Below are 12,493 nucleotides of genomic sequence, written 5' to 3'. Positions count from 1 at the left end.
TTCGCTCCCCAATCAAACAGCTCATCCATCAAATTTCCAATGAACTGAGGTCTTGCTCCCATATGAACAACATTTCCAGCTCTATCAAAAATGCCAACGTCTTTATGCCGATACTGACCTGATTCGTTAACGATTCCCGCAGTTAATAAACCATGGGCTTTCAAAAAATCGCTTTGTTTGTAAGGATTTAAAGCTAAGATTTCTTCATAGGCATCATAAGCATTTTTTACTTCACGTATCTCTTTTGGGTTACCAAGCACTCGTTTACCTTCGATAATAGCCGTGATTTGTTCAACCGACAGACTGTTATTCTCGATGGCTAATGATGAATGAATAGATTTAATTCTGTTCTCTTTGCGTAGCTTTAAATTTCTCTCTACCTGGAATTCCAAGTTACCAATAGCTTTTGAAATTTCAACGACTTTATTCAACATTGAATTAGTTATTGTAAATGGTGGTTTCATAGTATCCTCCTCTGCAATATTACTTACACTAATTATACTATGAAAAAATCATATTATCCATATTTATCGCTCAATTTTTGAGCGATAAAAAATTCAAATGACGATAGGATTAGCCGGCAACTTCAAGTTGTGCAACGCCTTACTGTGCCAACGAAAGACTGTCCGCACGTCGGCATGCATTTCATCAGCGATGCTGTCCCAACTCTTCTCAAGTAAGTATCGGTTGATTAGAACCACCTTCTCATCAACGTTAATCAACTCTTCGATCACACCACGCATTTGTCGTTTGAGGTCCACAAACCTATCAATCTCCATATCAATCTCAGCTTCCAATTGGTAACACTTCTCAAGGTTTCGCACAAAGGAAGCTTCATTGTTCCGGGGCCCACTTGGTACCTTTTCCTCAAAGGTCGTGGCTGAAACACTCATCGCCAATTGATAGAGTTCAGCTTTTTCTTTAATGCGGTCATCAATGCGTTTATTCAAACGATAGGCCTGCTTCAAAGTAAGCACCTAATAACCGACCGCTACATATACAACTAAGGTTCGCAAGCGTTAGACCAAAAATCTAGCTTTTGCGAACCTGTTTATTTTCTTATACTATTCCTCAATCTGATTCATAAACTTCGCTAATGATTCTTGCCATGGATGAAATTCAAAACCTGTCTCCTTGGCTAAATGCATCACTGAATATGCTGGCCTAAACGCAGCTGCAGGATATTCATCTGAAGAAACTGGTTTTACTGCTACTTTTTTATTCTTCAAGATTTCTTTGGCAAACTCATACCATGAACATGTTCCATCATCACAACATTGATATACGCCATAATCAATCTTGTTATCAATTAAATAAGTCACAAATTCTGCAAGTGTGCGCGTCCATGTGGGACGTCCAACTTGATCATTAACGACCGTTAATTTATCATGTGTTTTTGCGAGATTAAGCATTGTATAAACAAAATTGTGACCATATTTTCCATAAACCCAGGCTGTTCTAACAATATAGTATTTTTTACAATATTTTTTTACAGCTTGTTCACCAAGTAATTTTGCGCGGCCGTATTCATTTTTAGGCCCCGTTGGTGCATCCGGCATATATTCGCCTTCAGTTAAATTACCTTCAAAAATATAATCTGTACTTGGATATATTAAAATTGCGTCATACTTTGCGCATGCTTTTGCAATAATTTCAGACCCTAGTGCATTAACCGCTTCATTAGCTGCTTTGCCTTCACCTTCCGCTTTATCAACAGCTGTATAAGCAGCACAATGATATACTATCTCTGGCTTATTCGCTGAAAAATATGCTTCAACACTTGTCGCATCAGTAATATCTAATTTTTCAACATCAGCTGCGTCATAATCACTAAAACCGCGTTCAGCTAAAAGATGTTGTAATTCCTGTCCTAACTGACCATTTCCGCCTGTTATTAAAACTTTCATCCTAAACTCCTCCAATTTATAACTAATAGCGCACGATCCAAACAAATCGTGCGCTACTAAGCTAATCATCTACTATTTCAAAGCTGCTTTTTCCTTCAAAGGACGCCACCAAGCTTCATTAGCTAAATACCAGTTGACTGTTTCTTCAATTCCCGTATCAAATGTATACTTAGGCTTCCAGCACAATTCATTTTCAAGCTTCGTTGGATCGATTGCATAACGACGATCGTGACCTAAACGATCTTGCACATATTCAATTGCATCTTCAGTTAAACCTAACTTTTTAACGATCAAATGCACAATCTCGTTATTTGTGCGTTCATTATGTCCACCGACATTATAAACTTCACCTTTGCGACCTTGGTGTAATACCAAATCAATTGCTTGACAATGATCATAAACATGAAGCCAATCACGAATATTCTTACCATCACCATAGATAGGCAACTTCTTGCCATCCATACCGTTTGAAGTCATTAATGGAATTAACTTCTCTGGAAATTGATATGGACCGTAGTTATTTGAACAGCGTGTGATATTGACGTTCAAACCATATGTTTCAAAATAAGCCCGAACTACCATATCTGCAGATGCTTTACTTGCAGAATATGGCGAATTAGGTGCAAGTGGCGTTGTTTCTGTGAAATAGCCCTCTTTTCCTAAAGTACCATAAACTTCATCTGTTGATACTTGTAGATACTTCTCTAATTTCATGTTTTTGGCAACATCCAACAAGGCTAATGTTCCTTGCACATTCGTTTCCACAAAAATCTCTGGATGTAAAATAGAACGGTCAACATGACTTTCTGCTGCAAAGTTAATAATTGTATCAATATCATGTTCTTTAACTAGATATTCTACTAATTCTCGATTACAGATATTGCCACGTACAAATCTATGCTTAGGATTATCCTTGATATCATCTAAGTTATGAATATTTCCCGCATATGTTAATAAATCAAGATTAATAATCTTATAGTCTGGATATTTGTTCAACATATAATGTACAAAGTTACTGCCGATAAAACCGGCACCACCTGTAACTAATAAATTCTTCATTATTTAACTAATCCTTTCCATAGACAAAATTCAAATCAGCATCTTTTAATTGCGGATGATGCTTATCTTTTTCCGATAAAATCAAATGTTCAACCGGCATAGGCCAGTTAATTGCTAAATCAGGATCATCAAAAGCAATTCCACCATCTGCTTCAGGATTATAATAGCCATCAACTTTATAAGCTACATTGACGTTCGGTGTCAAAGTTACAAACCCATGCGCAAAGCCCTTAGGGACTAGTAATTGACGGTGGTTATATTCGCTTAAAATAAAGCCTTCCCACTTGCCATATGTGGGTGAACTTTTACGCACATCAACAATCACATCATAAATAACCCCTGTAACTGCACGCAACAACTTAGTTTGCGCATAGGGTGCACGTTGGAAGTGCAAACCTCTTAAAACACCAGGTTCAACTGATAATGATTGATTATCTTGCGTAAAATCAACATTAATTCCTGCTTTTTCAAATTTGTTTTTGGTATATGTTTCAGTGAAGAAACCACGATGATCACCAAAGACATCCGTTTCAACAATTTTTGCATCTTGTAAAGTCAGTCGTATCTAAAACTCGCACAATTTTTCCTCCCTATTCTTTGGCTAAGCGCAATAAAACTAGCTGCTTCTAGCATTGACTCATGGGTTCCAGTATCAAGCCAAGCATAGCCGCGACCCATTAATTTAACATCTAACTTACCACGCCGCAAATACTCTTTATTAATATCTGTAATTTCTAATTCACCACGGTCTGATGGTTTAAGATTAGCAGCAATATCCACTACCTCATTATCATAAAAATATAACCCTGTGACAGCGTAATTACTCTTAGGATGTGCTGGCTTTTCTTCTATAGATAAAGCATGCATATCTTGATCAAAGTCAACTACTCCAAAACGTTCTGGATCATTTACATGGTATCCAAATACTGTTGCGCCATCTTTTTTAGCGGCTGCATCCTGTAATAGTCCTGAAAGACCACTACCATAATAAATATTGTCTCCAAGAATCAGGCAGACTGAATCATCTCCAATGAAATCTTTGCCTAATATAAATGCTTCTGCCAATCCATTTGGCTTATCTTGAATCTTATACTCTAAATTAATTCCAAATTCAGAACCATCACCTAGTAACTCTTTGAAAAGATGAGTGTACTCTGGTGTAGAGATTAATAAAATATCACGAATACCTGCCAGCATCAATGTGGATAGTGGATAATAAACCATTGGCTTATCATACACAGGAATCAATTGCTTGGAAATCCCTCTTGTAATGGGATACAAGCGTGTGCCACTCCCACCGGCTAAAATTATTCCTTTCATCTGTTCAGTTCCTTTGCTTTTTAATTAAGCATTGGTAAAAATCGCCCATGCTTCCAGTATTCATTGTCTTATACAGATATTTATAATTGAAATAAGACTAATACAATCTCTATTTATCATGACTTTTTAACGAAACAGAATTCTTCCCAAATAATATAAAATCACTTATTACAAATAGAAGTGGATTATATAGATAATTTATAAATCTCGGTTCTCCTAATGTTGAAAGTGCAATTATTATTAATAGAAAATTTATTATAATGTACTTTTTTCTTAGTTTGATGCTAGCGATTGTAAAAGAAATGCAAATAAGCGTTAACAAAACAATTCCATATACTGTTAAAATATAGATAAACCCATTATCAACATAAAAATAGCTGTCACTTTGAGTATTCCATCCATTACCATAAAATTGGACACTATTACCAAATAATGAAAAACCATATTTTTCTATAGCTAATTTTCCATATGCTAATCGATTATCAAACAAATAGTTAATATATGTATATATAGTGTTGCTTTGTTTAAAATTCATGGTACATACTATCGAAAAAATACACAAAACTGGATAAGCTATAATTGACAAGAAATAAATCATATTTTTTAGTAATATCTTTATTTTATGCTTACTAAACAAAACACTATTTTTCATCTGTATAGCGGTAATTAAAATTATAGACAAGTAGAAATCCATTGATGCCTTTGTGTAATAAAAAACCACAACTGTAATAGTAATAGTAATTATAAAATCTTTTACACGCCATTTCTTATATTTTAAAAATATATAATCTACTAATAAATAAAAAATACCAGCCGAAAAATCTGTTGGATATGTATTTCCTAATGAATATCTAATGCCATGTAGACTTGAGTAAACTATATAATTATCTATAATACCTAAAAGACTACAAACTAATGCCATAGCCATTACTAAAAGATATATATAAAAATGAGTTTTTATTATTGTTCTTAAATCTACACCATTTGCTCCCATCAACAAAATTGATAAAAAAACAATATCTGAATACCCCGAATGCCGATAAATTAGTATGGATATTGCTATTAGACTCATATATACAAAAACATGCTTTAAATAAATTCGATCACATACTAGAATCTTAATGGTTATAAAAATGATAGAAATTAAGAAAGATAAAAATAAGAATATGCCACTCGTAGGAATGTAACTAGAAAATGTTGTATTGGCTATCGCTAATCTAAAAAGACATATTCCAAAAGACATGATGAATAAATAGTTTCCTATTTCTTTTTTAGTCATTATTTTTCCTCTACTAATTTATTAATGTATTTCAAAAAATTTCTTTAATACATTTTTTGAAATATATTTTTTCTTTGTTTATAAAATCTCTATACTTTGAAAAATTCTCAATTTCTACATTATAATTTTTTATACATTCATGTATTGTAGAAATTATATAAGGTATATTTTCAAAGCTATCGTCAAATTTATATTTATCTTCAATAGGTACATCATCGTGAAATCTTGCTGATCCTCTTTTATTTGTTATGATACAACAACCACTAATAGCTGCTTCCCGAGGGATTCTGTCTTTTCCTGGATGATTACCAAAATCAATATATATTTTAGCCCTACTCATTAAATCCCTTACTTGAACACTAGACATATTTACAATTGGTATAAATTTAATTTCTGGTGCATTCTTAATTAAATATCTCGTATATTCAAAACCTTTTTTGGGATTATAAATGACTATATCTTCCCTACTTTTACTAACTGAATCTCTTTCAAAGTAAACATCATTTATATAATCAGATAGATATTTTGTGCTCCTTTCGCTTATCCCTTTTTTTATTAGAAATTCCTTTGCAAAATAGCTCTGATATAGATGCATGTGTATTTTTTTTAAATCTTCATCGTTAAAATAATCATTTAATAAAATATGTTTTATAAAACTTCTTACCCCATACTTTTTAAACCTATTCAATTTTCCTTTCATTATTTCGTAATTATCTACACTCAACCACCAAACACACTTTTGAATATTTTTAAATTTTCTATTTTTACCAATGCATACTTCAGGAAGGACAAGTACATTTTCTTTTATATCAAGAACGTCAGTTAGAAATTTGTAATTTTTTATATATTTTCTAAATTCTGTAGGTGTTGGATTTTTATTATCACTACTCCCTTCGAAATAATACACGATATAAGCTGTTCGTCCCATTTTGTTTAATTCAAAAACAAGTTGATGTAACAACTCTGTCCCTCCTGTTTTATTATTAGCAGGACATAAGACATAGATTTTTGAATTTGAATAAATATTAAGTTCTCTATCCATATGATTCTATTCACTCTTTTCTAAATTTTTATAGCATATTTTATTAATTGCTTAACTAAGTAATAATTTATTGCTATGCGACTATATACTGAGTCTAGCTTCCAGTTTTTTACAGTTGTATTAATAGCATCAATGTGTTTACCATAAGTTCTTATAATACTTTTCAATTGCAATATATAATTAAAATCTAAGGATTTTCCATCAGAAATATGCCATATATTAGCAGGAACAACATAATTATGCAAACCTATATCATTATATTTTAGACATTGCTCAACAGCATATAAATGCCAACCATTCAAATCTGAAAAAGGATACTTTTCTAATATGTCATTCTTTATTACAAAGAAACATTCATCTACCGTTTGGACTTCAATAGGTACTTCTACTGGTGTACCTATTCTCTTCATAGTTTTGCCATGTACAATATTTGAAAAAATTCTTCCCTCTTTTGGTACATATTTTCTTTTGCATCCAGCAATTCCTAAAACACCTAAATTCTCTATCGACTCACACCAACTTACAACTTTTTTCAAACAGTATTCATCTAAAAATCTAATATCAGGATGAATAAAAAGTATATATTCTTCTTCTAATCTGTTTTTTACACTATTAAAAGCTTCTCTTGCACCATGATACTGATTTTTACAATTATCTATACAAATAAGTTTATAATTAATATCTTTTTGTTTATCCAAATTGTTTTTAAATTCATTAAAAATATGATAATTATTAATAATCACAACTATAGCCACTACTGGATTTTTTCTCAATTTTATACAATTCCTTTTCTATTTATATAAACCCAAATTAAATATCTTTTTTTCTTTATACTTTCCACCATTCATCGCATACGTAGCTATTGATCCCATTGTAATTGATGATATTAAACATTCACACTTGGCTAAAATAATTAATTTTACAAGATAATCCAATCCTCGTATTTCTAAATTGCTGTCCAATAGTTTACTTTCGCTTAAAAAGCCCTTAAAATTGTAATTTTTAATAAATTTATCAAAACTCACAATTTTTATATTCTTTGGAAACTCTTTTTTTATTCTTTGATATATATTGTCATCTTCAGTCACAATAAAAAAATCCATTTCTGGATATTTTTTATGAAATACATGCATGCTATTTATGATCATATCTATAGGTGGTTGAATATGTTCACCAACTGGCTTTAATTTAGTATAATCAGTTCCTCTAGCATATACACCTATACAATTTCTTACATCTATATTTTTTAATTCATTTAATACTAATTCTTCTACTCTATTGCTAAATGAAATGTTTTTCGTTATTAAATTATGACATTTTTCACATTTCTTTTCATCATAAAATATAGTATCTTTATATAATGAGTCATCTTCTCCATTTAATAATTTCTTTCCGGAAAGTATGATATTTTTATATTTATAAACTTCTGAATATTCTAATGAGTTAGGTTGTAAGAAAAAATATTCCCACACATTATTTATACCATCATAATATTGTGTTAAATAATTTTTAAAATCAACATATGGTATATAGTCATTTCTATTTGCATAATCAATTTTTCGCATAACTTGTATAAATAATGACATTAGCCCTTGAATATCATTCTCAGCATTAGGTCTTATGATATATATCACTTTTTTATTATTAATTTTCCCAAATGAAACATTTCTTTCCAATCTTTCTCTTTTAAAAAAACAAGTATAGATATATCTACATATATTTCCAAAATTTGAATGTGTCAAAATAAAAAATTTAATTTTTCTTCTTATATCCAATTATATACCTCTTTTCAAAATCATTCGTTTGATTCTTAATGACTACTGTATATTAATATTATGAGTTTTCTTTCTAAAAATAAGTATTTTAGGAATTATAGCTGGATAAACTTTCATTATTATTGCTCTAACCTTATTTTTTAAAGAAGTTGGCACATATAGTGCACAAAGTGCTTCTTTTTTTACAAAACTTACCCATTTATAATATAAATCGACATTATTCTTCTTTCCATCAGCAATTACTAATGCATCATAAGCATCTGAAGTCGTTCTCCATTTTGCAAATTTCAATGCATTCTCAATATCTTCATTCCTTTTTATTATCAATCTATTTTCTATACTATTAATTGCTTCTAATGCGTTTCTCCATTTACTTACTGAAAACTTAGTAGTGACACTATTTAAATTATTTCTCCTATAATAGTATATCTTTCTACGGCCTACACATATGGACTTAGCTCTTTGAAAGCAATCAATATTAAAATTAAACCCTTCTCCCATATATAGTTCTTCAATAAAATTAAGATTGTTCTTTTTTAAAAAATTATTTCTAAACATCTTACTATAAACTCCAATAGGAATATTATATGCTAGTATTCCTATTACAGCCTCGCTAGATGTCATCAATTTCACTTTATCTTTTTTTACTTGTTTTGTATCAAAATCTCCAAACATTTTTGTTGTTAAAGAAATATCAGCATTATTATTTTTTATTAGAAGCATTAAATATTCAATATAATCTTTCATAAGATAGTCATCTGCATCTGAAAAACATACATATTTTCCTGTTGCTTTAGATAAGCCAACATTTCTAGTATTACTAACACCTGTGTTTTTTTTATATATAGGTTTTATTCTACAATCACTTTTAGCATAAAAACTAATAATTTTTTTAGAATCATCCGTTGAGCCATCATCAACTAATATTATCTCTAAGTTTCTATATGTTTGCTGTTCTATAGACTCTATACATTTTGCTAAATACTTGGATGCATTAAAGACAGGCACAACTATAGATACTTTATCCTTTTCCAAATTCATACGAGTAGGTCCCTTCACTGCTTTATAAAGCTTTTTAAAAAATATTATTTTTTAAATATTCTATTGATTTTTCTCTTTCAATCTGCAAAATTGAATCTGCCTCTTCATAATCAATATTATTTTCAAGAATATCTTGTGCATTTTCTATATCAGAAATCAGTCTTGAAGATAATTTGAATTTTTCCAATAAATATGATAATTTTTCTTCATTTCCATATTTTCCGCCTATACTTTTTCTCATCAAAGTAACAAATCTTTTATGATTTATAATTGAGAATATAGTTCCATGAAAAGTATCTGTAATTATTTCATTAGCTTCACTGAAATAATTTAGAACCTCAAAAGGAGGGCAATCAATAAACTTATCAGAAAATTTCTGAACTCCTCCCATTGAATATACTTTTAAATTTTTTCTTTTTGCATATTTTAATATCCACTTTGCTTCAAAGTCTGAAATTCTTCCTGAATATGCATATAATAACAGATATTTTTCTTTTATTTTTTTTGTTTTTATTTTTTTAAATTTGTTTACATAATCATACACTAAAACCGGATCTATATTTATTTGTGGATTTACATTAGTCAATCTATTTATTATATGTGCACTATTTCTATCTCTAACTGAAATCTCATCAAATTTTTTTAAATAAAATTTGACTTCATCTATCTTTTTGTAATCATTTAACTTTTTCAGCGTTGTATTTCCAAATGATGCTGCATACGAAACCAATCTATTTGCTTTATTATCCTTTCCAAATAACTCTAGAGAGTATCCTACATTGCTATTTTCTTGTATACAATTAAATACCTCATCACTACCAATAATTAATACATCAATTTTAGGATTATAATTCATAAGATTACTTATTCCTAATTCTTTTTGATATATTTTTTTAAATTTTATTTTATATTTTATAAACTTTATTTTTTGAATCAGTGGTGCATCATATCCTAAAATTTCACTTATTTTCCAAAAATGTTTTAACTTTTTTGATTTATTTATTTTTTTTTCAACTATTGGTGCATCAATTTTATAATCAACAAACTGTACTTCTGCACCTAGGTCTTCAATTATCCTTTTTAATCCATATGCTTGTAAAAAAGAACCATAATTTAAAATTCGTTGCATTGACATTATACCAACCTTAACCATTATTACTCCTTTATATCCATTAATTGGTTTATAATATTTTTTAATTTCCTATTAAAACTTTTATTGTTTTGAAATGAATTTGAAGATTCTGTTTTCTTATATTCTGTAATACTTTTTTTCAAATTTAATACATCATAAATTGGAATTATATTAAACGAACGATTTTCTAATTGCTGAATAAATTCAAATTGATGATTGTTTACATGCTCACCATACTTTTTTTGCCTAGGAACAACTATTGGAACTTTTCCTAATTGTAATGACATCAAGAAACTTGCAGGTCCACCATGAGTAATTACAATCCTAGCAAGTGCCATATAATGCTTCATTTCTTCATATGATAAGAAATCAAATTGTTTACAAAATTTCATCTTATATGTACTATATCCACTTTGAACAATAACTTCCTCATCTATTATTCTTTTTTCTCTTAATATATCAATTTCGCGTATCAACCTATTAAACTGTTGCTCATGTGTTCCAACTGTAACGAATATCATTTTGCATACTCCCTAAAAAATGCTTCCTAAATTTATAGCTTTAGGATATACTTTCTTCATTTCTTCCCACTGAACAATAAACTTATCTGTTATAGGATAAACTAGCTTTCCTGTGAGTGTTGGTTTGTCTATTCTGTCAAACACTTCTATATATATTGTCTTTGCTCCAAAAATTTTACCTATATAAAAAAATGGCACTGCTACAGCAGCGCCTGAAGAAATAATCACATCAGGTTTTTCATGCTTTAAAACTTTAAATGCTAATGCTGTATTTTTAATAAGATTTTTTATATTTCTATTAGTTGGAAAATAACAATTATAAACATCCTCGTTCTTTAATATACTTCTTGCATCTTCCTTATCAAATGTAACCCAAAATCTATCTTTATCTTGCCAAAAGGGTTTCAACATGTACAAATGTGTTAAATGTCCTCCACTTGAACCTACTAAACAAACTTTCAAAAAAATCACACTTTCTTAATTTCCATCTATTTCTTTAATATTATTAAACTTCATAAATATAATCTTAAATTTTCTCCATGTTATTAACGATATCTCAATTATAAGATTTTGTAAAGAATGTATTCGTTTGTAGATAGTGTCAACTTTGTGTGGGTAAATTTTTAAAGAGCCTGTTCCGCTGCTTTTTGTAATTGCAATCTTGATTTTTATTCAGCTTCTGTGCTTGAATTATTTTATATTTTCATTAAAATCACGTCAAGAGCCGCTGACGCTCCTTCTCTTGACATGATTCCAATGAAAATAAGGAATTAGTCGACAAGCACATTAGCTGCCTACTAAGCTTAAATGGGGCATCTTTGAACTACCAGCCAACCTGTAGGCTATGTTGCCACAAACTCCGCTGTCCCCGTAGGTGACTGCTGAATGCAACTTGTGTTTGTTCATAATACTTATTTTTAATGTTTTTTCTGACATTCAAACGGCGGTCGAACCGGATAACTTTTTCCTGCTTGCATGCTTTTTGCTGTTCCATCTGTAAGAAGTTGATGATGCTGCCGCCATTCAGTTGGAAGATTAGTGTCCGCGCAACACTTTGCGCACCAGTCAAACTCCAACCATGTGGGCGTGAACTCAAACGCCGTGACAAATAGTGACTGATATGGTCCTCAGCTGAACAGCCATGATAATCCTCTAAGTGGTTATCGCGGATTGCTTCGGCATTGTTGGTCAGATATTTAGCGGCTTGTTTCAAGCTTTGGCACTGGCTAACAGTTACTATTGGGTCACTAAAACGGACATTAAAGTAATCCTGGATAAAGTTGGTTTTTCCAGCTAAAGCCCAATGATATAAAGTCCGGTCCAGACCGGCAATTCCTACAGAAGCTTTTTTACAATATTTACGTAAGTGAAAACGATCTAAGATGAAGGTGCAATGCGGAATAAAGTCGGCTCCATA

The 12,493-nt window shown here is 30.5% G+C and carries 15 protein-coding genes; all 15 read right to left on the bottom strand.

Translation table 11 applies throughout. The annotated features are described in order from the left end of the window. Positions 1-464 (bottom strand): Fic family protein (locus tag LB941_RS11990; protein ID WP_425270546.1); only part of this gene is annotated, 464 nt, incomplete at its 3' end. A 93-nt stretch (positions 465-557) separates the two neighbouring features. Next, positions 558-950, bottom strand: coding sequence for a DUF722 domain-containing protein (locus LB941_RS11985; protein ID WP_253362224.1), 393 nt, complete (start codon positions 948-950; stop codon positions 558-560). Between the two features lie 114 nt (positions 951-1,064). After that, on the bottom strand, positions 1,065-1,907 hold the full coding sequence (gene rfbD / locus LB941_RS11980) for a dTDP-4-dehydrorhamnose reductase (RefSeq protein WP_253362223.1): 843 nt from the start codon (positions 1,905-1,907) through the stop codon (positions 1,065-1,067). 72 nt (positions 1,908-1,979) lie between these two features. Next, complete coding sequence (rfbB, locus tag LB941_RS11975; protein WP_253362222.1) at positions 1,980-2,966, bottom strand: dTDP-glucose 4,6-dehydratase; 987 nt, start codon at positions 2,964-2,966, stop codon at positions 1,980-1,982. Between the two features lie 7 nt (positions 2,967-2,973). Beyond that, the gene (gene rfbC / locus LB941_RS11970; protein WP_253362225.1) at positions 2,974-3,531 is read right to left on the bottom strand and encodes a dTDP-4-dehydrorhamnose 3,5-epimerase; all 558 of its coding nucleotides are present in this window, start codon (positions 3,529-3,531) and stop codon (positions 2,974-2,976) included. Continuing rightward, positions 3,522-4,286 (bottom strand): glucose-1-phosphate thymidylyltransferase RfbA, encoded by a 765-nt coding sequence (gene rfbA / locus LB941_RS11965; RefSeq protein WP_253362221.1) that lies wholly within the window; start codon positions 4,284-4,286, stop codon positions 3,522-3,524. The genes rfbC and rfbA overlap by 10 nt, the downstream gene beginning before the upstream one ends. Before the next feature lie 109 nt (positions 4,287-4,395). Beyond that, a complete protein-coding gene (locus LB941_RS11960; RefSeq protein WP_253362220.1) occupies positions 4,396-5,565 on the bottom strand; it encodes a hypothetical protein in 1,170 nt (389 codons plus the stop codon). Positions 5,566-5,596: 31 nt separating this feature from the next. Further along, positions 5,597-6,607 carry a hypothetical protein gene (locus LB941_RS11955; RefSeq protein WP_253362219.1) on the bottom strand — a complete coding sequence of 337 codons (1,011 nt, stop codon included), beginning with the start codon at positions 6,605-6,607 and terminating at the stop codon, positions 5,597-5,599. A 20-nt stretch (positions 6,608-6,627) separates the two neighbouring features. After that, entirely contained in the window at positions 6,628-7,380 is a 753-nt protein-coding gene (locus LB941_RS11950; RefSeq protein ID WP_253362218.1) for a glycosyltransferase, read from the bottom strand. An 18-nt stretch (positions 7,381-7,398) separates the two neighbouring features. Then, positions 7,399-8,382 carry a hypothetical protein gene (locus LB941_RS11945; protein WP_253362217.1) on the bottom strand — a complete coding sequence of 328 codons (984 nt, stop codon included), beginning with the start codon at positions 8,380-8,382 and terminating at the stop codon, positions 7,399-7,401. A gap of 42 nt (positions 8,383-8,424) precedes the next feature. After that, entirely contained in the window at positions 8,425-9,423 is a 999-nt protein-coding gene (locus LB941_RS11940) for a glycosyltransferase family 2 protein (protein ID WP_253362216.1), read from the bottom strand. A gap of 34 nt (positions 9,424-9,457) precedes the next feature. Next, positions 9,458-10,576, bottom strand: a complete 1,119-nt coding sequence (locus tag LB941_RS11935; protein WP_253362215.1) for a polysaccharide pyruvyl transferase family protein — start codon at positions 10,574-10,576, stop codon at positions 9,458-9,460. 2 nt (positions 10,577-10,578) lie between these two features. Next, positions 10,579-11,076, bottom strand: a complete 498-nt coding sequence (locus LB941_RS11930) for a glycosyltransferase (RefSeq protein ID WP_253362214.1) — start codon at positions 11,074-11,076, stop codon at positions 10,579-10,581. Positions 11,077-11,088: 12 nt separating this feature from the next. Continuing rightward, entirely contained in the window at positions 11,089-11,538 is a 450-nt protein-coding gene (gene pssD, locus LB941_RS11925; protein ID WP_253362213.1) for a PssD/Cps14F family polysaccharide biosynthesis glycosyltransferase, read from the bottom strand. A 361-nt stretch (positions 11,539-11,899) separates the two neighbouring features. Continuing rightward, the coding region (locus LB941_RS11920) for a UPF0236 family transposase-like protein (protein ID WP_253362212.1) at positions 11,900-12,493 on the bottom strand (594 nt) is incomplete at its 5' end.

The sequence above is a fragment of the Ligilactobacillus ubinensis genome (genome assembly GCF_024160875.1).
GTDB classification, from domain to species: Bacteria; Bacillota; Bacilli; order Lactobacillales; family Lactobacillaceae; genus Ligilactobacillus; species Ligilactobacillus ubinensis.
This window is presented reverse-complemented; position numbering and strand designations above follow the sequence as displayed.

Bases quoted from the DNA above. Each gene is read 5' to 3' on its own strand.
- rfbD (WP_253362223.1), bottom strand. From the start codon at position 1,907: ATGAAAGTTTTAATAACAGGCGGAAATGGTCAGTTAGGACAGGAATTA.
- rfbB (WP_253362222.1), bottom strand. From the start codon at position 2,966: ATGAAGAATTTATTAGTTACAGGTGGTGCCGGTTTTATCGGCAGTAAC.
- rfbA (WP_253362221.1), bottom strand. From the start codon at position 4,286: ATGAAAGGAATAATTTTAGCCGGTGGGAGTGGCACACGCTTGTATCCC.
- LB941_RS11960 (WP_253362220.1), bottom strand. From the start codon at position 5,565: ATGACTAAAAAAGAAATAGGAAACTATTTATTCATCATGTCTTTTGGA.
- LB941_RS11955 (WP_253362219.1), bottom strand. From the start codon at position 6,607: ATGGATAGAGAACTTAATATTTATTCAAATTCAAAAATCTATGTCTTA.
- LB941_RS11940 (WP_253362216.1), bottom strand. From the start codon at position 9,423: ATGAATTTGGAAAAGGATAAAGTATCTATAGTTGTGCCTGTCTTTAAT.
- LB941_RS11935 (WP_253362215.1), bottom strand. From the start codon at position 10,576: ATGGTTAAGGTTGGTATAATGTCAATGCAACGAATTTTAAATTATGGT.
- LB941_RS11930 (WP_253362214.1), bottom strand. From the start codon at position 11,076: ATGATATTCGTTACAGTTGGAACACATGAGCAACAGTTTAATAGGTTG.